Raw genomic sequence first — 24,211 nt, forward strand, 5'->3', positions numbered from 1 at the left:
GATTAGCATTGGCCAATATTGCAGCGCAGCTTGCGTATCACTTATCGCTAATCACTGTTTTAATTTTCCCCATAAGAAACCTCCCACTCCTGCTGCAATGATAATCCAGATGGGGGAGAAGCCTAATAGCCAAATAAGCAATGCCGATACAATGGGAATCCATATTGTATAGCGATTGATTCGGGCGGACTTTGCCATGCTGAATGTTGGAACAGCGATTAGGGCAACTACCGCCGGACGGATTCCTTTGAATATACGTTCCACAATAACATTGTCCTTAAAATTATGAAAGAATAAGGCAATGGCCAGAATAATGATGAATGAGGGTAGTATGGTGCCTAATGCTGTTATTATACTTCCCCGTATTCCTCTTAATTTGTATCCGATGAATATAGAAATATTTACGGCCAGAATACCCGGTGCCGATTGTGAGATGGCTAATAAGTCGACAAAGTCTTCTTGAGCAATCCATTTTCGTTTGGTTACGATTTCGTTTTCTATAAGTGGCACCATCGCATAACCGCCACCGATTGTAAAGGCACCTATTTTAAAAAAGATACCGAATGATTCAAGATAAATGTTCATCTTCTTTATTGGTCTGTTCTTCTTCTTTTCTGGCATACTTGCTCGGGCTTACATTGAAATGCTTTTTGAATACTTCGCGGAAGTATTTGGCATCATTGAAACCTGTCATTTCTGCAATTTCAGTTATGGAATGTTTTCCTTCTCTCAGTAGTTGTGCAGCCCGTTTCAGACGGATTAGGCGGACATAATCTGCCGGAGCCTGATCTGTTAATGCTTTTATTTTGTTATAGAAACTGGTACGGCTCATATTCAGCAATGTGCAAAGCACATCTACGTTGAAAGCTTGATTATCCATATTTTCTTCTACGCTCTTTTTCACTGTGGCAATAAATTGCCAGTCGATATCATCGGAACACTTGAGGCATTTTCCTTCCTCTTCCTCGTCATTCAGCTCTAAGTTGGCATATCTGCTACGTAGCAGAGCACGGTTGGATAACAGATTGACTATGGTTGCCTTCAATATGCCTATGTTGAAAGGCTTCACAACATATTCGTCTGCGCCGATTTTGAGTCCTTCCAATATGTTCTTTTCATCGTTCAATGCAGTAAGTAGGATGATTGGAATGTGTGATGTCTCGATATCGTTCTTGATTGCTGCACACAGTTCGTCTCCACGCATTTCCGGCATCATGATGTCGGAGATGATAAGTTCCGGCTTATATTCTTTTACGATGGTGAGTGCTTCTTTACCGTTGCTGCACATCTGTATGGTGTACATATCCGAGAGCGTATGTCCCAAATAGTTACGCAGTTCATCATTATCTTCGACAATCAGCAAACGCTGTTGGTTTTCATTATGCTCTTTTTTCGCTTTTTCGTAAATGTCCGGCGTGCCGCTGGTACTGTAGATAGCTTGTTCGTCTTGTACGATCTGGCGGGTTTTTGTTGTCAGATGCGCTTTACGGAATTGTTTATTGTCTTTAGGGAACGTTACTTTGATGATCGATCCTTGGTGTTCGATACTGCTTAGATGGATTTTTCCTTTGTGAAGGTGTACCAGTTTCCATACCAGCATGAGACCAATACCGCTACCTGTCACTTTCGAATTGATGGCATTGCTTCCCCGGAAATGTATTTTGAAAAGCTTCTTTTGTTCATTTGCCGGGATGCCGATACCTGTATCCTTTACTTCAACACTCCAAGTATCGTCATTTTCGCAGACAAATACATGTACACTACCACTTTCGGGAGTGTACTTCAAAGCGTTTGAAATGATATTTTTTAATATCGAATCCATTTTCTCTTTGTCGAACCATACGTTCAGGTAACGGAAATTACTTTCATACGTAAAGTTGATATGCTTCACTGTGGCATAGGGGCGGAATGCATTGAAGGTTTCTGCCATATAGGTATTCAGCTCGTATTCCGATATGTATAGTTCCGAGGAGTATACATCTGCCCGTTCGAAGTTGATCAGATTGGTGGTCAGGCGCAACAATGCGTTTACATTGCGTAGCGCCGTATTGGTATTGGCAATGCCGTCTTTGCTGAGTTGTTCTTTTTCCCGCAGCTCTTCCAATGGCGCTTTGATGAGAGTCAGTGGAGTACGGATATCATGTGCCGTATTGATGAAGAAGTGTATCTTTTCATCAGATACTTTCCTTTGTTTTCTCAGCATGATAAGCCGGATAGCGCTGATACCTATCAGACCCAAGACAACTGCATAAAGTAATAATGCCCACAGTGAAAGCCAGGCCGGTTGGGCTATGATGATTTTCATACTCCGTTCTTCCAGAACTATTTTCCTGTCCTCGTTGGATATGGCTCTCACGTGTAATACATATTCTCCCGGACTCAGATTTGTGAAACGGATTGTGTTTTCGTCATCTGGTTTACTCCATTCGTCGTAGAATCCTTCCATCTTATAAGAATAGAGAATATTAGAAGGATAGTCGTAATTGATGGACGATACTTTTACAGAAAATATGTTCTGGTTATATTTTAATTTAAGGACTTGAGTATCGTCGATATCCGTTTGAAGCGGGGAGTTTTTGTCTCCCGGATAGACGGTCTGATAAAACAGGTTAAAGTCACTGAAAACCATTTTGGAGGAGTAAGTTCTCGGTATCTTCATGTCTTTGTGAAATTCTACCGCTCCGTCTGAACTTCCGAATACAAAGAAACCGTTGCTCCGTAATGTACCTGATTCGGCATTGAAATGAATGGTCATCAAACCTTGTTCTCTGGTCCAGTTATGGAAAGTTCTCAGTTTTGGGACGAAACTGCTCAATCCGTTTTCCGTACTGATAAATATCTCACCATGGTGGTCGGATAGTATGGTGTAGATATTATTGGATATCAATGCACAGTTTTCCGTATGATAATGAGTGAAAAGTTTTACTTTCGGATCGTATATCAATAATCCCGAACCACTGGTTCCTATATAGAGGTTACCATCTTCTTGATACAGTGAGTATATGTAAGTTGACTCGACCGGTAATTTGATGCGTTCGAATCCGCCGGATTCTTTGTCTAACAGATACAATCCGGTGGCTGTGCCGATCCACATTTCGGCACTGTCTTTCTCTACAATGGAGGTGATAGAGTTCAAACCGCTATAAAGACGTATCGTTTTCTTGGTGATGTCGATCCGTTTCAAATTGTAATATCCCCCTGACCAGATATCATTCCGGGAATCTTTCATAATGGTCCGGATATATTTATCCGGGCGTATGTTCAGATGTGAGAACAGGGAAGGAGTGAAATATTCGACAGATAAACTTTTTTTGTTGATTTGATACATACCGGAATTATATCCTCCTGCCCAGATTATGCCGGGGGCTACCTCACATAAAGTGGTAAAAATATGATTTTTATTGTTTGTGGATTCAAATGAACTGAGAAAAGAGTGCCACTGTTTAGTCTTGGAATAGTAGAGACTGATACCGTTAGTGGTGCCAAACCAAAGATCGCCTTCGGAATCTTCTATGATACTGTTTACCTGATCATTAATCAGTGATTGCTTGTTGCCAATGGAGTGTTTTATCCAGTTATAACCAGAATAGCGATTGTTGCGTACGGTAACCCCTATCGGGTAGTTGGCCAGCCAGATGCGGTCTTCTTCGTCTACATAAATATCGTTGATACTATTGCCGTTCATAGCATTGTTTTTATTATAATCGGCTACGATATAAGGGTTGGCCTGATAGGAATCAATATTCATTTCGAATACCCCTGCACCATCGGTAGCTATCAGCAGTTCTTTGTTATTTAAGGGCTTGATGGCATTGATGCTGATGTCTGTCAGGGTTATCTGAGGCTGGAAACTTTGTTTGGTATTCATGTCATAGACATAAATACCCCGTTGAAAAGTTCCGATAAATAATTTTTTCGTTTTCTGATCGAAATACAATTCATTAATCTGTACTGCGATTTTATCCAATTTATCACAATGGATGAGTGAAAGCGTACCCTGTTTCAATTCTGCATAGTGTATCCCTTTTTCTGTACCTATAAAGAAGTGTGTTTCGTCTATTTGTGCGATATCCGTAATGGTTTCGTCTATTGCATTGGCTATTTCGGTGGTGTCTTGAGATTTTGTATCATACAGATAGATACTCTTTTCACAACACAACCAGATTGTATGACTGTTGTCGATGTAACTGTAGCTGACAGGTGCCGGCATGTCTTTGTTTTCCACAACGGGGAGTTTGTATACCAGTTCAAAGGTGTCGTGGGCTTTATCGTATCGGTATACTTTTCCTTTTTTCCCTATTTCCCATAATACACCTTCCGTGTCGATGTATAGCCAGTTCAGATTCAGTAAAGAGTTGACTTCTTCTTTGCCGTCCATTAGTTTGTATTGTTTGAACTCTTTACCGTTGTAACGGTCTATACCTTCATGAGTGAGAAACCACATATATCCTTTCCGGTCTTTTTGGATAGAATATACCCGCCTGTTGCTCAGCCCATCTTCTACACCTATGTATTTGTAGATTTGCGCTATACAAGAAAATGGAAATAGTAACAAAATAATAAGCCATTTCTTCATGTTAGTAAGACATTTAGAGTTACAAAACTTAGCTTTAAGGGGGGATGATTGTGTTACAAAATTAAGAAGTATTTTCGATATAACAAAATAAATCAGGAAGATAGGATTCTGTTTTATACTTCTACTTGATTAAAGTGTACAAGGTTTTGTATATTGTGTACATTGTGACAGTTACTTCTTTTAACTTTAGGAAAAGAGAATGCCTGCTTGAAACATTATGTAAAAAAAGCTGTCACTTCATATAGTGACAGCTTTTGAAAATGTTATCTTTAGAGGGATAATCTTTAAAGTCGTATTATTTCATTTTATCTTCCACCCATTTGCGTGCATTAACGAATGCTTCGATCCAAGGGGTTACTTGATCGCTATGGATGCGGTCGGCCGGATAGCATGCGTTCTGCCAAGGGAAGATAGCACGTTCCAAGTGTGGCATCATTGCTAAATGACGACCGTCTGCACTGGCTAAAGCCGCTATTGAATAATCCGAACCGTTCGGGTTGCCCGGATATTCGTCATACGAATATTTGGCGACTACATTGTATTTGTCTTCGCCATAAGGCAAAGAGAATTTTCCTTCTCCGTGGGCTACCCAAATACCTAACTTACTGCCACTTAATGAACCGAACATCACACTGCGGTTAGTCGGGATGGTCAGGCTTATGAAAGTGGATTCGAACTTATGAGAGTCGTTGTGAAGCATCTTACCTTGCTTTTTGTGTTCCGGATTGATAAGTCCCAATTCCATCATCAACTGGCAACCATTACAGATACCTAATGACAGGGTGTCTTCACGGGCATAGAATTTGTCGAGCGCTTCCTTGGCTTTCGGATTGAACAGGAAGCCTCCTGCCCATCCTTTGGCAGAGCCCAATACATCCGAGTTGGAGAAACCTCCACAGTAAACAATCATGTTTACATCTTCCAGTGTCTCGCGGCCACTGATAAGGTCGGTCATTGTCACATCTTTCACATCGAAGCCTGCCAAGTAGAGTGAATAAGCCATTTCGCGTTCACCGTTCGTTCCTTTTTCACGGATGATGGCAGCACGGATACCGCTTGGGGTGCGGCGGTCCGGTGTGATGCCGTATTGAGACAGTTTTCCTTTGAAAGTCGGCATGAATGCGAATTCCAGAGGTTGCATCTTGTAATTCTCAAAACGTTTCTTGGCACAGCCGTTCATGGATTGTTTACGGTCGAGCAGGTAAGAGGAAGCATACCATACGTCGCGCATATAGTCGATACCGAATTGGTAAGTAACCCCGTCTTTCGATACCAGAATGTGGCGTTCGTCGGTTGGCTTACCCAATTTGATGAAGCCTATACCGGCATCTTCCAGGATTTTTTTCACCTCTTCTTTATGTTTATCGGCAATTTGGATCACGATACCCGGATTCTCGGCAAAGAGAATTTTTACCATATCGTTTTCTTTCATTTTGTCTAAGTTGATGTCGAGACCGCCTTCCACATTGGCGAAGCACATCTCGAGCAGTGTGGTGATAAGACCTCCTGCCGAAATGTCGTGTCCTGCAAGGATCAGACCCTTTTTCACTAATTCCTGTACAGCTAAGAATGCATCACGGAAATATTCGGCATCTTGTACGCAAGGCACCTCGTCGCCTACTTTACCTAATGACTGTGCAAAGGCAGAGCCGCCTAACTTCAGTGCATCGAAGCTGAAGTCTATATGATAGAGCGTTGTCTTTTCATTGTTTACCAGTACGGGAGAAACTACTTTCTTTACGTCGGAAACTTCGCCGCCGGCAGAAACGATCACGGTTCCCGGAGAGATTACTTTCTCGCCGTCGGGATATTTCTGAGTCATGGACAAAGAGTCTTTTCCTGTAGGTACATTGATTTGCAGAGCACAGCAGAAATCGCTTAATGCCTTTACGGCTGTGTACAGACGGGCATCTTCTCCCTCTTGAGAGCGGCAGGGCCACATCCAGTTGGCCGATAATGAAATGCTGTCCATACCTTCGGCCATAGGTGCCCATACCAGATTGGTCAGTGCTTCACTGACAGAGAGAATGGAACCGGCTGCCGGATCGGCCAATGCCGCTTGCGGGGCATGTCCGATAGAGGTGGCGATACCTTTTTCGCCGCGGTAGTCCAGTGCTACGACACCGCAATCGCTTAGTGGCAACTGTATTTCGCCCTGACATTGCTGACGGGCTACTTTTCCTGTTACGGAACGGTCTACTTTATTTGTCAGCCAGTCTTTACAGGCTACTGCTTCCAACTGTAATACATTGGTGAGGTATTCGTGCAGCTTAGGTTGTTCATACACAGGCATTTCGTAGTGACGTTCTACGGTTTTGTCTATCATGTAAGTTTTTGGAGACGAACCGAACATCTGGTCTACCGCCAAATCGAACGGACGTATGCCGTCAGCTTGTTGGAAAGCAAAGCGATGGTCGCCGGTCGTTTCACCTACTACGTACATCGGAGCACGTTCGCGTTCGGCAATCTTGCGTACATGCTCGATAGCTTCTTCCTTGATGAGAAGCCCCATGCGTTCCTGTGATTCGTTGGCTATGATTTCTTTGGCAGAAAGGGTTTTGTCGCCGATTGGTAATTTGCTCATATCGATCAGGCCGCCGCATTCTTCTACCAATTCCGATAGACAGTTGACGTGGCCGGCCGAACCGTGGTCGTGAATGGACACTACCGGGTTCTCGTCTTCCTCGCAAAGGGCACGTACCACATTGTTGGCACGTTTCTGCATTTCTGCGTTGGCACGCTGCACGGCATTCAGTTCGATACCGCTACTGTAACGGCCTGTATCTACCGAAGATACCGAGCCGCCACCCAGTCCGATACGGTAATTGTCACCACCGATTACGACTACTTTATTGCCGGCTTCGGGTTGTCCTTTCAAGCAGTCGCGCTGTGTGCCGTAGCCTACACCGCCTGCCAGCATGATTACTTTGTCGTAGCCGTATATTTCATTGTTTTCCTTGTGTTCGAAAGTCAATACCGAACCGCAGATAAGCGGCTGTCCGAACTTGTTTCCGAAGTCACTGGCACCGTTGGAGGCTTTGATCAGGATTTGTTCCGGAGTCTGATACAACCATTTACGTACAGGCAGGATTTCTTCCCATGGACGGTCTTCATCCGTACGGGGATACGATGTCATGTAAACGGCAGTTCCGGCAATGGGCCATGAACCTTTACCGCCACCCATACGGTCGCGTATTTCACCTCCTGTACCGGTCGATGCGCCGTTGAAAGGCTCTACGGTAGTGGGGAAGTTGTGTGTTTCCGCTTTCAGAGAGATGACGCTTTTAATGTCTTTGATTTGGAAGAAATCGGGTTTGGAATGGTCGGCCGGTGCAAACTGTTCCACTACCGGGCCTTCTGCAAAGGCAACGTTGTCTTTATAGGCGGAGATTATTTTATTAGGATTTTCCTGTGTGGTCTTTTTTATCATCTGGAAGAGGGAAGATTCCTGTTCCACACCGTCGATGATAAACGTGCCGCCGAAGATTTTGTGACGGCAGTGTTCCGAATTGATTTGTGCAAAACCGAATACTTCCGAATCGGTCAGTTTACGGCCCAAGTCGTTTTCTACCTTTTTCAGATAGTCCATTTCTTCCTTGGAAAGAGCAAGTCCCTCCTTTTCATTGTACGCTTCTAAATCTTCGATATAGATAATCGGTTCCGGTTGGCGGTTAGTGGTGAATACGTTTTGATCCAACCCTTTGTACATGCGTTGCAGCATAGGGTCGTAGTCTGCATTTTCGTCTTTTACCGGGAAGTATTCTTCGATGCGGCTGATACCTTCGATACCCATGTTTTGGGTGATCTCTACGGCATTTGTACTCCAAGGGGTAATCATTTCGCGGCGCGGGCCTACGAAACAGCCTTTCAGGTTTTCTTCACTTTCCGCTTTAGCTTCTCCAAAAAGCCAGCAAAGTTTGTCACTATCGTCCGGGGCGAGCGGGTGGTTGCTCTCTACGGCAATCACACTCTTGGAAGGGGTTCTGAAAAAAAGAATCATGTTTTATATTTACGATTTACAATTTACGATTTACGATCAAAGCTTCTTCATGGTGTTGAAGACAGGCTCCTTTCTCTCTTTCTTGCGGTGCAAAGATAAACAAATTCATTGGTATCTGGAAGTTATGCGTGTTTTTTTCATGGAGGGATCAGGTGGAGTTTTCCGACAGTGCCCGGGTGGGATAAGTACGGCACTTTTCCCGATTATCGTATCAACCCTATCGAAAAAACGTTAAGAACCTATGACTGTCTCATAAAAAAGTGCGATATTTGCGACATGAATCAGATAGGAACAATTCTCGATATATTAATAAAGGGCTTTGCTATCGGCGTTATTGTCTCTGCTCCGTTGGGACCGGTCGGAGTCCTGTGTATCCAGCGTACCCTGAACAAAGGACGTTGGTATGGCTTTGTGACAGGTTTGGGAGCTTCTTTGAGCGATATTGCCTATGCGCTTCTTACCGGATACGGGATGAGTTTTATTTTTGATTATATCGATAAAAATATTTTCTATTTGCAACTGTTGGGAAGCATTATGTTGCTTGTCTTCGGAATTTATACGTTTCGCAGTAATCCGGTCAAGTCCATTCGTCCGGCATCCACTAATAAAGGCTCTTATTTCCATAATTTTGTTACGGCATTTGCCGTCACACTTTCCAATCCTCTTATAATCTTTCTCTTTATCGGTCTTTTTGCCCGTTTTGCTTTCCTGCAGCCCGGGGTTTTGCTTTTCGAAACCATTACCGGTTATCTGGCGATCGCTATCGGTGCATTGGTCTGGTGGTTCGGAATCACTTTTTTTGTTAATAAAGTGCGCAAGAAATTCAATCTGCGGGGTATCTGGATATTGAACCGCATCATAGGCAGTATTGTTATGCTGGTATCGGCAGTAGGGTTAGTGTACACGCTGCTCGGAGAATCGATTTATTGATAATAAAGGAAAATTGAAGAAATGAAGATAGCAGGACAGTTGAAAGAAAAGAATATTGCCGAATACCTTATATATATGTGGCAGGTAGAGGATATGATCCGTGCCAATGGTTGTGATATCGACCGGGTAGAGCAGACGATCATTTCCCGTTATCCGGAAGAAGAGCGTCCGGCCTTACGCGAATGGTACGGTAATCTTATCGGGATGATGCGCGAAGAGGACGTGCGTGAGAAAGGACACTTGCAGATCAATCGGAACGTTATTATCAATCTGACGGATTTACATAATGCTTTGCTTGCATCGCCGAAGTTCCCATTCTATAATGCCGCTTATTTTAAGGCGCTTCCTTTCATAGTGGAATTGCGCAGTAAAAACGGCCGGAAGGAAGAACCCGAACTGGAGACTTGCTTTGAAGCATTGTACGGCGTGATGTTGCTTCGTTTGCAAAAGAAGGAGATCAGTCCCGAAACGACAAAGGCGATAGAGGCTATCAGCGGTTTCCTGTCATTGTTGGCCAATTACTATGACAAGGATAAAAAAGGAGAATTGAAATTAGAAGATTAATATATGAGAATATTAGTAACCGGAGCCAATGGACAACTTGGCAACGAGATGCAGGTGCTTGCCAAAGAGAATCCGCAGCACATTTATTTTTTTACCGATGTCCGGGAACTGGATATTTGCGACGAACAGGCCGTACGTGCATTTGTTACGGAAAATGAAATCGACGTGATCGTGAATTGTGCCGCATATACGGCAGTAGATAATGCAGAGGATAACCGTGAATTGTGTGATAAGCTGAATCATGTGGCTCCGGGATATCTGGCGCGTGCCGCGCAAAGCCGTGGTGCCGCCATTATACAGGTTTCTACGGATTACGTTTTCGATGGAACAGCTCACATCCCTTACAATGAAGACGAACCTACTTGTCCGGCTTCCGTATATGGTTTCACCAAGTTGGCGGGAGAGCAGGCTGTTGCCGAAGGATGCGAGAAGGCGGTTATAATCCGTACAGCATGGCTTTATTCCATCTATGGAAATAATTTCGTAAAGACCATGATGCGCCTGGGACGTGAGCGTGACAATCTTGGGGTTGTTTTCGACCAAGTGGGAACGCCGACTTATGCCAACGATCTGGCATCTGCCATTTATGCTATTATAAATAAAGGTGTAGTGCCCGGAATTTATCATTTCAGCGATGAAGGTGTCTGTTCATGGTATGATTTTACGAAGGCAATTCATCGTCTGGCGGGTATTGTCACTTGCAAAGTACGTCCGCTTCATACGGCGGATTATCCGGCAAAAGCTCCCCGTCCGGCCTATTCCGTATTGGATAAGACAAAGATTAAAACCACTTTCGATATTGAAATCCCGCATTGGGAAGAGAGCCTTGCGCGTTGCGTGGCACTATTGAATGACTAATTTACAATATGGCAGAAAATACAGAAATACAAAGAAGGCGGACATTCGCTATTATTGCGCACCCGGATGCCGGTAAGACATCTTTGACAGAAAAGTTATTGCTTTTTGGTGGACAGATACAGGTGGCCGGTGCGGTGAAAAGTAATAAAATCAAAAAGACGGCAACCTCGGACTGGATGGAGATCGAGAAACAGCGTGGTATTTCGGTAACCACCTCCGTGATGGAGTTTGACTACCGTGATTATAAGATTAACATCCTCGATACCCCGGGTCACCAAGACTTTGCCGAAGATACTTATCGCACACTGACTGCCGTAGACAGTGTTATCATTGTGGTGGACGGTGCCAAAGGTGTGGAGACGCAAACGCGTAAGTTGATGGAGGTATGCCGCATGCGTAATACGCCTGTTATCATCTTCGTCAATAAAATGGACCGAGAGGGAAAAGATCCGTTCGATCTGCTCGATGAGCTGGAAGAAGAACTGATGATTCAGGTACGTCCGCTTTCTTGGCCGATAGAGCAGGGACCGCGTTTTAAAGGCGTATATAATATATATGAGAATAAGTTAGATCTTTATCAACCCTCGAAACAGGTGGTGACGGAGAAAGTGGAAGTCGATATCAACAGCGATGAACTGGACAAGCAGATTGGTGAAACACTGGCAGATAAACTACGTGGTGATCTGGAATTGATTGAAGGTGTTTATCCTGAATTCGATAACGAGACTTATCTGGCAGGAGAATGCGCTCCTGTGTTTTTCGGTTCGGCATTGAATAACTTCGGTGTTCAGGAACTTTTGAACTGTTTCGTAGAGATTGCTCCGAGTCCCCGTCCTGTGCAGGCCGAGGAGCGTGAGGTGGAACCGGATGAACCGAAGTTTACCGGATTCGTTTTTAAGATTACGGCCAATATCGATCCGAATCACCGTTCGTGTATCGCTTTCTGTAAAATCTGTTCGGGTAAGTTTACGCGTAATGCACCCTATTTGCACGTGCGTCATGGCAAGACGATGCGTTTTTCATCGCCTACCCAGTTTATGGCGCAGCGCAAAACGACAATTGATGAAGCGTATGCCGGTGATATTATCGGTCTGCCGGATAACGGAACTTTCAAAATCGGTGATACGCTGACAGAGGGCGAGCAATTGCATTTCCGTGGATTACCCAGTTTCTCTCCGGAGATGTTCAAATACATAGAGAATGCCGATCCGATGAAACAGAAACAACTTGCCAAAGGTATCGATCAGTTGATGGACGAGGGTGTGGCACAGTTGTTCGTCAATCAGTTCAACGGTCGCAAAATCGTCGGTACGGTGGGGCAACTCCAGTTTGAGGTAATCCAATATCGTCTGCTCAATGAATATAACGCTTCGTGCCGTTGGGAACCGCTAAGCCTTTATAAAGCCTGCTGGATTGAAAGTGATGATCCCGAAGAACTGGAAGCTTTCAAGAAGCGCAAATATCAATACATGGCAAAAGACCGTGAAGGGCGCGATGTGTTCCTTGCCGACTCCAATTATGTATTGCAAATGGCACAAATAGATTTTAAGAACATCAAATTCCATTTCACGAGCGAGTTTTAATAATGTGCCAATAGGAGAATATGCCAATGTGCCAATTAGCTGCGCTGTTATAGCGAATGCTGATTGGCACATTGGTATATTATCCCATTATCTCATTAACGCATTCTTTTTATTGGCATATTGTCACATTGGCACATTGTCCTATTGGCACATTATTTATTGGCACATTATTTATTGGCACATTATTTCTAATTGCGATTTAGCTTTTTTTATTCTTTTCCTCCTTTATTTTTTCTTCTTTTATTGGTAATTTCGAACGATTTTTTGAAAAATCGATCAAACAACTAATAATTTATTATATGGAAAACTTAGAAACAGCGTTTTTGCTGATGGTAGTCGGTATGGCTACTGTGTTCGTAATTTTACTTATCGTCATTTATCTGGGTAAACTATTGATTTCGTTGGTCAACAAATATGCTCCGGAAGAAGTCGTACCTGCCAAACAGGCTTCCCGCGTTCCTGCGGCTATTCCCGGTAATATCTTAGCTGCCATTACTGCCGCCGTCAATGTAGTAACCCAAGGCAAGGGTAAAGTATCGAAAGTAGAAAAATTGTAAAACACAACTAATTAGGAATATGAAAAAAGAAATCAAATTCAGCTTGGTTTTCAGAGACATGTGGCAGAGTGCCGGAAAGTATGTACCCCGTGTAGACCAGCTCGTTAAAGTAGCTCCTGCTATTATCGAAATGGGATGTTTTGCCCGTGTTGAAACCAATGGCGGTGGTTTTGAACAAGTAAATCTTTTATTTGGTGAAAATCCCAACCGTGCTGTCCGTGACTGGACAAAACCTTTCCACGAAGCCGGTATACAAACTCATATGCTCGATCGTGCTCTCAACGGACTTCGCATGAGTCCTGTTCCTGCCGATGTGCGTAAACTCTTCTATAAGGTAAAGAAAGCTCAGGGTACTGACATCACACGTACTTTCTGCGGATTGAATGATGTCCGTAACATTGCTCCCTCTATTACCTACGCCCACGATGCCGGTATGATTTCGCAATGCTCGCTCTGCATTACCCATTCCCCCATTCACACGGTGGAGTATTACACCAACATGGCTTTGGAATTAATCAAATTGGGAGCCGATGAAATTTGTATCAAGGATATGGCAGGCATCGGCCGTCCCGTTTCTTTGGGTAAAATAGTAGCCAATATCAAGGCTGCGCATCCCGAAATCCCCATTCAGTATCATAGCCATGCCGGGCCCGGTTTCAATATGGCAAGCATTCTCGAAGTCTGTGAAGCCGGATGCGACTATATCGACGTAGGGATGGAACCCCTCTCGTGGGGAACCGGACATGCCGATCTGCTCAGTGTGCAGGCCATGCTGAAAGATGCAGGATTCCAGGTGCCGGAGATCAATATGGAGGCTTACATGAAAGTACGTGCTTTGGTGCAGGAATTTATGGACGATTTTCTCGGTCTCTACATCAGTCCGAAGAACCGCCTGATGAATTCTCTACTGATTGCTCCTGGGCTCCCGGGTGGTATGATGGGCAGCCTTATGGCCGATTTGGAAACTAATTTAGAGTCTATCAACAAATACAAAGCGAAACACAATCTGCCCTTTATGACGCAGGATCAACTGCTTATCAAACTGTTCAACGAAGTGGCTTATGTATGGCCCCGTGTGGGCTATCCTCCTTTGGTGACGCCGTTCAGCCAATACGTCAAGAATCTGGCTATGATGAACGTGATCGCTATGGAGAAAGGTAAAGACCGTTGGGGAATGATTGCCGATGATATCTGGGATATGATTTTGGGTAAAGCAGGACGTCTGCCGGGGCAATTGGCTCCCGAAATTATCGAGAAAGCCGAACGCGAAGGCCGTAAGTTCTTCGATGGCAATCCGCAGGATAACTATCCCGATGCGCTCGATAAATATCGTAAATTGATGAAAGAGCAGAAGTGGGAGACAGGGCAGGACGATGAGGAACTCTTTGAATATGCCATGCATCCTGCACAATACGAGGCTTATAAAAGTGGCAAAGCGAAAGAAGACTTCCTGGAAGATGTTGCCAAGCGTCGTACCGAACGGGATAAATCTCCGTTGGAAGACGCCAAACCGAAAACTCTCACCGTACAAGTAGACGGACAAGCTTATCGTGTTACGGTGGCTTACGGTGATGCCGAACTCCCTGTTGCGCCGGCAGCCACTGCTCCGGCAGGAGAGGGCAAAGATGTACTTTCTCCATTGGAAGGAAAATTCTTCTTGGTGAAAAATGCACAGGAGACGGCTTTGAAAGTAGGTGATGCGGTGAAGGAGGGTGATGTACTCTGCTATGTGGAAGCCATGAAGACCTACAATGCTATCCGTGCGGAATTCGGTGGCACGGTGACAGCTATTTGTGTCAATCCGGGAGATACTGTTTCTGAAGATGATGTATTAATGAAGATAGGATAATGAACGAGATATTTGAGAACTTATACGACATGACTGCTTTCAGTAATATCATTGCCGAACCGCAGTTTCTGATAATGTACGCCATCGCTTTCGTTCTGCTCTATCTGGGCATTAAGAAACAGTATGAACCATTGTTATTGGTGCCCATCGCTTTCGGTGTGTTGCTTGCCAACTTTCCGGGCGGTGATATGGGAGTGATCCAAGCGGACGAAAACGGTATGGTGATGGTGAACGGTGTGATGAAGAGCATTTGGGAAATGCCCTTACACGACATTGCCCATGAATTGGGATTGATGAACTTCATCTATTATATGTTGATAAAGACCGGCTTTCTGCCGCCGATTATTTTTATGGGTGTAGGTGCATTGACCGATTTCGGTCCGATGTTGCGCAATCTGCATCTCTCTATATTCGGAGCAGCCGCTCAGTTGGGCATCTTTACAGTGCTGTTAGTGGCTATCCTGATGGGATTTACTCCCAAAGAAGCCGCTTCATTAGGTATTATCGGTGGTGCTGACGGTCCTACGGCCATCTTTACCACTATTAAGTTAGCTCCGCATCTGTTGGGGCCGATTGCTATTGCTGCATATTCTTATATGGCTTTGGTACCGGTAATTATTCCGATGGTAGTCCGTCTGCTTTGCAGTAAGAAAGAGTTGAGCATCAATATGAAGGAGGAGGAGAAGAAGTATCCTTCAAAGACTGAGATCAAGAATCTGCGCGTTTTGAAGATTGTTTTCCCGATTGTGGTGACTACGGTTGTTGCCCTTTTTGTGCCGAGTGCCGTGCCTTTGATCGGTATGTTGATGTTCGGTAATCTGGTGAAAGAGATCGGTAGCAATACGTTCCGTCTGTTTGATGCCGCTTCTAATAGCATCATGAATGCAGCTACCATTTTCCTCGGGCTCTCGGTAGGTGCAACCATGACTACGGAGGCTTTCTTGAATTGGACAACAATCGGTATCGTAGTGGGCGGCTTCCTTGCTTTTGCATTAAGTATTGCCGGAGGTATTCTTTTTGTGAAGCTGTTCAATCTCTTCTCCAAGAAAAAGATCAATCCGCTGATCGGTGCTACCGGACTGAGTGCCGTACCTATGGCCAGCCGTGTGGCAAATGAAATAGCTTTGAAGTACGATTCGAAAAATCATGTGTTGCAGTATTGCATGGCAAGTAATATTTCCGGGGTTATCGGCTCGGCCGTGGCTGCGGGAGTGCTGATTTCGTTCTTGGCGTAAATATTTTTAATATTACCCTTGTTTTATAAGAAAAATTATCCGGAATATATGAGGATTTCATGAATCGTTGAAATTGTTCTCTTATATTCCGGATTTCTACTGTATTTTGTTTATTATAGGTGCTTTTACTCTATATTTAAAAAAGACTTTTCTTTAATTTATCAAAGCATTACTTTATAACTAATACATTCAGTCGCATTGTTACCTTTCAGAATATACAAGCCGCTGGGAATATTTGGTTTGATAGAAAAGTTTTTGTTTGTGCTTTGAAAAGTACTTACGGCTTTTCCACTTTCATCATATAAGACAAACTGATACCCTTCGTATCCATATATTATAATTTGATTATCTTTACTGTAAACGGCTTTTGGTGTTTCTATATCGTTGATTCCGGTACCTTTGGATACAGTTATGTGGATTGGTTGCTCTGTAATTACACCATTAGATTCGACAGCTAATGTTATAGTAGTTTCTCCAGCAGATTTAGGAGTAATTACCAATAAGTTGTTTTCTAAAGTTGCTGTGGCTATTGTTTCATTGCCTATGTTTTTCAACGTTTTGGTAATGTTATATGCCAAGTTATCTTTATCTGTAATTTTTCCTGCTAAATTTATTTTTTGGGTTCCATCATTAATCTTTAGTGATAATGATTCTTCCAAATTATTTATTTCTGGTGCATATTTATCAGGGAAGATCGGTATTGCTTGGAACCAATAATATTGTTTCAATTTGAGTGTCTTTTTCAATTCTCCACTGGTACCATTTACGATATGTATCCAGTTGTGTTCATAGTTAGTGCTACCTCCGCTTTGAGTTGTCATTATCAATAATTCGTCAGTACGATCATCATACCGAAGGGTTCCATAAGTTGTTTGTTTCGTCTCGGGTGCCGATCCTTCAAGTTCTGAGATTGTAAATAAGGGCTTAAGATTATTAATTTCAGTTCCTATTTCGTAACAATAATAGTTTGAGCCTCCTTCCATTATGTTACTTCCACCATTCCAGTAGAGATTGTTTTTTGTACGACTTGCACAGAATGGGGTCGGTCTCCATGCACCCCATGAACAAGTGATTTCTGCACCTTGAGGAAGATTTAATGTTTCTTCAATTTCTAATGTTTCTGGATTTAAACAGTCCAAGGTTGTACTGGATGCTAACCAAACATTTCCGTCGAAGCTCTGTGTGATACCTTGTATGTTTACATTTTCAATACATTTTATAAGTTGGTCAGTTTCTGTATCGATGATATTTGTTCCCTTGTCTTGCTGGATTGCAAACACATATTTTCCAGCTTTTATCATGTCTCCTATTTGTCCATTATATAAGTCAATACCTTGAGTTCCCTCGATAATGTTCCCGACTTTCATGTTTTTGACATCAAAAACGACAACTCCTTTTGTTGTGCCAAGATATATTTTATTAGGATTTACGCCAACAATCGAACGGCCATCGCCTCCACCTATCGTTTCGAATCCTTTTATTTTTTTCAAAGTTTTGGCATCCATTATTACTAAACGTCCACCACCGGGATTAGGATCGCCTGCATCTTCTTCTTGTTTGGATGTAACATATAGATTACCTCCATAAACAATTCCGTAACATGACGTTGCACCGAAAGCTTCTCCTTTGTTTTCTCGTTCATAAACACGATACATTAATTCTTGATCTTTTGTAAGAAAATTCATATCTCCGTTTTCGTGTCCATACCAAGCTTCGTTCAGAATAAATGTTCCATCCTGGTATCCGTCATAAGGGGTACGATCTAAGTCTTTGACTATTAATCGGACTGTAACAGATACTCCACTATTGTCTTGGGCAGTAGCGGTGAGGGTCGTTTCACCTATTTTGTGTGCTACGATATTGTCTTGATAAAAACTAGCTATCTCGTTGTCCTTAATGGTATATTTTACCTTTTTTACAGTTGCATTCTCTGGTAAAATGATTGGAGTGGGACGGTATATGTCTTTATATTCTATTTCGATTTTTCCATCGGTTCCTAATTGAATTTCAGTTACAGGATGGTTGTTGGTAACGTTGACTGTATAGGATGCAATTATGGCATTTTCTCCTGTTGGATACAGACTTTTGGCTGTTATAGTGGCTTGTCCTTCTGTCTCTTTTGTAGTTACTGTACCGGTTTTGGTTACTTGTACTATTTCAGAATTGCTACTTTCATAAGAAATCTGAGTAAATGTGGCATCTTGAGGAGAGATGATTAATTGGTTTACTATATTTTCTCGTATACCGGCCGTGATCATTTCTTTTTCGAAACGGAGATCGGTAATTGTTTTTTTCGGTGCTCCTACCGTTACGCAACATAAATTGGATTCATATTTTATCCAAGTATTTTTATCTATAATAACAGCTTTAATGTAAGTAATGCCTATTCCTCCTGCAAAGACCAATGTACCTTTTTTCCCGTCTGATCCTTTACTTACTTGAGTCAAAATAGTTTTGGAGGTATCTGTATTACCATTTTTATCGCATATATACCAACTGAGGTTATACCCTTTAGGCATATCAGTCTCTCCTGATATGATAGCAGTAATTGTCGGTGGTTCATCACTGAGAATAGTATTTAATGTCTCAGGTAAAGTGACGCTGATTGTTGTTGGCTCATTTGAGGTAAATTGGCCGCTAACGGATGTTTCTTCTGTTATTATTTGTCGTTCTGAAAGAACTCCTCCTTGTATGGTTGCGCAGACAGTAATGGCTAAAAATAGAAATAATATATTTTTCATAAATAACAAATTAATTATTGATTTAGTAAATGTAAGTCATTGATTCCCATTACTTCGGTAGATGTTTCTCCTAACCATCCGCAGTATTGATTGACTCCTGTATATATTTTTATAAAATCCACACCAGGCAGGTGTACTGGATTTCCCTGTTTATCCACAGCCCATTCTATTTTGAAATTTGATGTATCTTCTTTGTTGAGTCCATTGTCGGCATATCCCCAAGGGTAAGCATATAATACCCAATATTTACCGATTCCGCTTTCATCTTTGGCGTTTTGGGGAAGAAGAGTACCTTCGAATTCCATTTCAGCATCTTCTATCCATAGAGGGTAGTATTCTTGTTTGTGATATCTATTTTTATAAATATATCCTCCTTGCTGCTGGTTGTCTGTCCATAAAATATATTCGGCATCTATATTCCAGAATTGTTCGTCTTCCGGTGCTTCAACAGGTTCGTGACCTTCGTCTGGACGATAATAAGTTATTTTGTAATTTTTGATGGTTTCCTCTTTGTTATATTCGCTTCCTGCCAATTCATACCATTCGTCATCATCGGCAATACCGTTTTTATTTCGGTCGTAAGCTACCATAACAATTCCTGGTTCACAACTTCCACCTTCTTCGGGAGCATTTGGATTCGGATTGGAATTTGCATAAAAGGCATTTCCCAGAACTTTAAAATCATATTTTCCGGGCACATTTACAATAGTATGATCAAAACCACAGATTACGTAACCGCCATATCCTCCTAAACTTATTAATATTCGTGTGTTATAACCGATTGACTCGAGTGCTTTTCGGTTCATTGTGCTTTGTGTGTCGCCTATTTCATATTTAGGAAGCTCGTTTATGAATTGCCCAGGTGCAGGCTTATATTCTGGCACAGAAGTTATGTAAGGAGAGTAGGTGGTTTCTTCTTGGTTTACAGTAATGGGAAAGTTTAATGTACTGGCTTTTCGCTCTTCATTAATTACTTTTAGAGTAATCGAATATTTTCCGGGATCCAAAGCTATAAACTCTAACTCTTCTTGTGTAGAAATAACAGAATCACCTATACTCCATTGCATGTTGTATTGGTTATTTCCAGATATAGAAGGGAGGATGGAAAGTACTTTACAGCGCGGAGTTTGAAACCCTCCTTCTGGTATGTTGATTGTAATATTCCCATCATCAGTGGTTACTGTGCTGGGTAATTCGGGATCTTCGGAACAGGAAGTTGTACCGATATAGAAAAAAATACTTACTAATAGGCCGGCAGTTAACCGGTGAACTTGATAATGAATCATATAGGTAAGGTTTTTATAATTATATTTTTTATTTATATTTTTTATTTGTGGACAAAAACAAAGTGAGCCGGTATATCTCCTGTAGTAACTGACCATTTCTTTTTTCCTTCTGGAGTAAAGCAATAGAGTGTACCGGGGGATACATAGTCTTTAGCATCTGTTATATAGAACTCTTTTGTTTCCGGATGAACGGCGATGCCGTAAGGCATTTTAATTTGTTTTTCTGTACCATCGGTGATGAGATTGTTGGTGATGATCTCTCTGGTTCGCGTGTCTATCAATGCATAATTGATTTTCCATTCTTCTTCATTAATATAACTGTATTCTGTGCTGTATAGATAGAGATAGTCATCGTCTATGTACAATTCAGAAGCAGCAATATTTAGTGTATCTATTACTTCATCTGTTCGGCTGTCTATGACATATAGATTAGAAGGAACAGTATAATAGTCACCTCGTGAACTGACGTAGAGATTTCCGTAATGATCAGCTTTCAATCTATGTAAGTTGATGGCTACATCTATCTTTTTGGTTTCAGTAAATGTGTTCAGATCGATGACGGAAACAGTACGGTCATAATTGGGTACGCGATATCCTCCGGAATTAGCTACATATAATCTGTTTTCAACAATGACCATCTCTTCCGGTTGATAACCTACTAAGCAAGTTGCTACCACTTGGAGGGTAGTAGTATCTACTTTGGCTACATATCCTAAACGTGCATTTGGGTCTATTTGCACGGGACCGGCATATGAACTGACATAAGCATAGCCCTCATGAAAGGTAATATAACGGCAGTTAGGAATATCAATCGTTCCTAAATGACGGGCATCTTTTTTGTTCATCACTTCGATAAAATGAGAACAGTTGATAACAGCATACAATTTTTCACCATAGATTTGTATATCATTACCTACATCGCCTAATTCCAAGACAACGGAAGGATTGGTTTCTGCATATATATTTTTGTGATAGTAGCCTGTTGCATAGTCCATATAATCTAATGTACATTTATTACTTCCCATGTTTCCTTCGTTTAGCAAATAGAAACCTGTAATAGACTTTATATCCATAGGAGCTTGTACCTGCGTACCGGTAGATCGTACAAGTACCTCATCTTCCCCCCGGCAGGAACATATCAGAAAACAACTTATGGATAATAATAGAATGAATGATAATTTTTTCATGCTAATAATTATATTTGGATGGTAAGAATGAATTTATAGTTGGTACCTGGCATTGGATAGCATTTCACCACTTCAAACTGTTGGTTGAAAAGGTTGTTGACTTCTGCTGTCAATCGGTAGAGAGTATTTCGAATACGAAAACTTCGAGAGAGTGAAATGTCGTTCGTATACCATTCTGGGGCATAATTTTCTGGAATGTTAGCTCGTTGGTCATATCGTTCACCGGTATAAATGAAACTATAATTGACATCCCAGTTTTGCCAACTGGCATTAATAATCAATGAGCCACTGTGCCAGGGGATGTATGGTATTTGATCTCCGTAATATTCTTCTTTGGGATTGGTGAAATCTTGTGCCTTTTGATAAGTATAGGTGAGACGGGTATCAATAGAAAATTGTTTAGGTAATTCCCAGTTAGTTTGTATGGCTATATCTAATCCTCGTATTTCTACCATACCGAGATTCATCATTGTCCAGCGGAACTGATTGGAAGTGGGGACAGCTATTATTTTATTTTTCACTTCATTATAGTAAACATCTGCTTGTAGTTCGATGTTTTTTAACCATTTGTTTTGAAGAATAGGTGCATAAGTAAACCCTAAATTATACTGATTAGTGAATTCGGGTTTTAGTTTTATATTACCAATAAATGTATAATACAAATCGTTTAGGGTTGGCATGCGAAAGATGTTCTTGTAAAAACCTCGTAAATGGAAATTTGTTTTACGTATAGGTTTCCAGGAGGCCACAACGGTGGGAGTGATCTGCTTTTTATTTTCCATAGACATTGTGTCTGTACGAACATGATCGGATACAAATGTACCCAATACACTGGCCTGTAACTTGAACTGTTCGAAGTTCAGAGCACTTGCTATGGAAACAAGTGTGGTGTGACGATTCGGGTAAGGAAATTTGTACAGGTCAGCATTTAGTTTATTCCATTGATAGTCTAATGCAATGGATGCACTCCAATATTTATTGAAAGAGTATAAGTTGGCAACAGAAAGATAAATTTCTTGTTGTCGGTAATGGTTTTCTACGTACATTAAGCTGGCATCTTTATTCGGATCGGCCAGATAATGTAAATAATCATAGGCATATTTCCCATTGACTAATAGTCCGTATTTATCTGAGAAATGTTTTTTAAAAGATGATTGAATAAATAGGTTGGTATCCCATTGGCGGTCTTCATGAAACAGTTTATTCCGGACCATAGCTCCGGAAAGTCCTCTTTCTGAATGATAAAAATAGGCTTTTCCTTTCCATTCACCTTTGTTGATTTTTCCATATAAGCCACTTTCCACCCGGATGGAGTTAACATCTCCATTTTTACGTACTGCGGTTGTATCGTATCCTCCGGTTGTTTTATAGCGATATTTATAACGCCCGGTGGTATACATGTATTCGGAACTTAAAGATGCAGAAAGGCGTTCGTTTAATTTTTGCTCCCAAAGTACGGAAGGATTGATAACTCCGAAGGAACCGGTCTTAAAATTTCCTCGAATATTATATTGTTTGTTTCCATTGAATCTTGGTATACGACTTTGCAAATAAACGGTACCTGCTGATCCGAAATCTTTAGCAGACTGGAATATGGCACTGCGTTGTCCGTTGTATAGGGAAACTGCCTCCATATTGTCAAGAGAAAAACGACCGAGGTCAATTTGCCCATTCTGGGCGTTTCCCAGTTCAATGCCATCGTAAAATATACCAACATGGTTCGTTCCCATACTTCGTATGTTAACGGTTTTTAGTCCACCTATTCCTCCAAAGTCTTTAATTTGCACTCCAGAAAAATAACGTATGGCATCTGCAACAGAATGTACTGATAGTTTTTCCAATTGTTTTCCTTCCATGATTTGTACAGGAATAATTTCTTTAGACGATACTTTAGATGAAGTAATAGTAACTTCATCTATATGATAAATGCGCAACGTATCTATTTTATTTTGTTGCGCATGTAATAATGCATTCAGTGTCAGGAATATTCCTGTGAACCACTTAGCTTTGATTCCCATGCGTTAATTTGTTTGATAATGGTTTATACCTTTAATTATCAAATTGTTTAAGTTATTAGATATATATGAAATAAAGAAGCTGATACTTGTTGTTAAAGTATAGCATTTCCACTTCATAGCTCGTCCTCGAAAGCTATTGAACATATTGCATGGCAGGTCTTCTGACTTGTTTCTATAGTAAACGCCTTCCCAATCGACTCTTGGTCTTTCAGTGGCATGAAGTATGTATTTACTACATTTTAATGAAACACACAGCAACGGGACTGTTCAGGATTCCCACCTGATTCCCTTTTAATTATTATTTCCGTATGCTTGGAAAAAATAAACCAATGCATGGCAAATTTATGAATTTATTAAGAAATAGAGATGTATTATGGAAATTTTATTTTTTTGTTTCATTATCTATTAAAAATTCAATAAGTTATAAATATTATTTGGAAAATCTATTTGTAAAAAATCTTTGTTCTAAGAAGTGATAACTTCGAAGAACAAAGATTTTAGATTTTATTTAAAATTTACTTGGTATCTTATATAATAAACTGCTCGTTATTGGTTAACCGAAGACCTTATATATATTTTGGATACCTCAACTGTACCGTCCTCATAGGTGATTTTGATAATATTAAAGCCTGGTATGGGTTGTGGTAAAGCTGTGCCATTTATTGTATAATACTCTTTTGTATGAACTATTTTTTCAGATGACTGATTTTCTATGCCGACACCACCATTTATTACATTGAATGTAATATTCAATACAGATTCGGAAGTCGTTAATACCAGTGTGTATTTACCGGCAGACAATCTTTCTCCTTCTCTGTTCAGAGTCA

General features: G+C 41.5%; 14 protein-coding genes, 1 pseudogene and 1 riboswitch. Of the genes and pseudogenes, 7 read left to right on the forward strand and 8 right to left on the reverse strand.

Annotation, left to right across the window (positions count from 1 at the left end):
* Positions 1-51: 51 nt before the first annotated feature.
* From HMPREF1532_RS11960 to purL, 3 genes are all read right to left on the reverse strand, one after another.
* Positions 52-585 carry a chromate transporter gene (locus HMPREF1532_RS11960; protein WP_005929693.1) on the reverse strand — a complete coding sequence of 178 codons (534 nt, stop codon included), beginning with the start codon at positions 583-585 and terminating at the stop codon, positions 52-54.
* Positions 569-4,576 carry a hybrid sensor histidine kinase/response regulator transcription factor gene (locus HMPREF1532_RS11965; protein ID WP_005929696.1) on the reverse strand — a complete coding sequence of 1,336 codons (4,008 nt, stop codon included), beginning with the start codon at positions 4,574-4,576 and terminating at the stop codon, positions 569-571. The genes HMPREF1532_RS11960 and HMPREF1532_RS11965 overlap by 17 nt, the downstream gene beginning before the upstream one ends.
* Before the next feature lie 295 nt (positions 4,577-4,871).
* A complete protein-coding gene (purL, locus tag HMPREF1532_RS11970; RefSeq protein ID WP_005929699.1) occupies positions 4,872-8,576 on the reverse strand; it encodes a phosphoribosylformylglycinamidine synthase in 3,705 nt (1,234 codons plus the stop codon).
* Positions 8,577-8,852: 276 nt separating this feature from the next.
* Between purL and HMPREF1532_RS11980 the strand changes: the two genes are divergently transcribed.
* The 7 genes from HMPREF1532_RS11980 (at position 8,853) to HMPREF1532_RS12010 (ending at position 16,152) form a co-directional block, all read left to right on the forward strand.
* Positions 8,853-9,506 carry a LysE family translocator gene (locus tag HMPREF1532_RS11980; RefSeq protein WP_005929702.1) on the forward strand — a complete coding sequence of 218 codons (654 nt, stop codon included), beginning with the start codon at positions 8,853-8,855 and terminating at the stop codon, positions 9,504-9,506.
* A gap of 21 nt (positions 9,507-9,527) precedes the next feature.
* A complete protein-coding gene (locus HMPREF1532_RS11985; RefSeq protein WP_005929704.1) occupies positions 9,528-10,070 on the forward strand; it encodes a DUF4924 family protein in 543 nt (180 codons plus the stop codon).
* A 3-nt stretch (positions 10,071-10,073) separates the two neighbouring features.
* Positions 10,074-10,928 (forward strand): dTDP-4-dehydrorhamnose reductase, encoded by an 855-nt coding sequence (gene rfbD, locus HMPREF1532_RS11990; RefSeq protein WP_005929706.1) that lies wholly within the window; start codon positions 10,074-10,076, stop codon positions 10,926-10,928.
* An 8-nt stretch (positions 10,929-10,936) separates the two neighbouring features.
* Entirely contained in the window at positions 10,937-12,511 is a 1,575-nt protein-coding gene (locus HMPREF1532_RS11995; protein WP_005929710.1) for a peptide chain release factor 3, read from the forward strand.
* A gap of 299 nt (positions 12,512-12,810) precedes the next feature.
* On the forward strand, positions 12,811-13,068 hold the full coding sequence (locus HMPREF1532_RS12000) for an OadG family protein (RefSeq protein WP_005929713.1): 258 nt from the start codon (positions 12,811-12,813) through the stop codon (positions 13,066-13,068).
* A gap of 19 nt (positions 13,069-13,087) precedes the next feature.
* Positions 13,088-14,917 carry a biotin/lipoyl-containing protein gene (locus HMPREF1532_RS12005; protein ID WP_005929716.1) on the forward strand — a complete coding sequence of 610 codons (1,830 nt, stop codon included), beginning with the start codon at positions 13,088-13,090 and terminating at the stop codon, positions 14,915-14,917.
* Positions 14,917-16,152 carry a sodium ion-translocating decarboxylase subunit beta gene (locus HMPREF1532_RS12010; RefSeq protein ID WP_005929719.1) on the forward strand — a complete coding sequence of 412 codons (1,236 nt, stop codon included), beginning with the start codon at positions 14,917-14,919 and terminating at the stop codon, positions 16,150-16,152. The genes HMPREF1532_RS12005 and HMPREF1532_RS12010 overlap by 1 nt, the downstream gene beginning before the upstream one ends.
* Before the next feature lie 161 nt (positions 16,153-16,313).
* Here HMPREF1532_RS12010 and HMPREF1532_RS12015 read toward each other — a convergent pair whose 3' ends face one another.
* From HMPREF1532_RS12015 to HMPREF1532_RS21530, 5 genes and pseudogenes are all read right to left on the reverse strand, one after another.
* Positions 16,314-18,893 carry a DUF5074 domain-containing protein gene (locus tag HMPREF1532_RS12015; protein ID WP_005929721.1) on the reverse strand — a complete coding sequence of 860 codons (2,580 nt, stop codon included), beginning with the start codon at positions 18,891-18,893 and terminating at the stop codon, positions 16,314-16,316.
* A gap of 14 nt (positions 18,894-18,907) precedes the next feature.
* Entirely contained in the window at positions 18,908-20,179 is a 1,272-nt protein-coding gene (locus HMPREF1532_RS12020; RefSeq protein WP_005929725.1) for a PKD-like domain-containing protein, read from the reverse strand.
* A 41-nt stretch (positions 20,180-20,220) separates the two neighbouring features.
* Positions 20,221-21,366, reverse strand: a complete 1,146-nt coding sequence (locus HMPREF1532_RS12025) for a YncE family protein (protein ID WP_005929727.1) — start codon at positions 21,364-21,366, stop codon at positions 20,221-20,223.
* Between the two features lie 8 nt (positions 21,367-21,374).
* On the reverse strand, positions 21,375-23,384 hold the full coding sequence (locus HMPREF1532_RS12030) for a TonB-dependent receptor (protein ID WP_005929730.1): 2,010 nt from the start codon (positions 23,382-23,384) through the stop codon (positions 21,375-21,377).
* Positions 23,385-23,518: 134 nt separating this feature from the next.
* A riboswitch (cobalamin riboswitch) is annotated at positions 23,519-23,731 on the reverse strand.
* 199 nt (positions 23,732-23,930) lie between these two features.
* Positions 23,931-24,211, reverse strand: a pseudogene (locus HMPREF1532_RS21530) (hypothetical protein); the annotation flags it as partial.

The sequence above is a fragment of the Bacteroides salyersiae WAL 10018 = DSM 18765 = JCM 12988 genome (assembly GCF_000381365.1).
Lineage (GTDB): Bacteria > Bacteroidota > Bacteroidia > Bacteroidales > Bacteroidaceae > Bacteroides > Bacteroides salyersiae.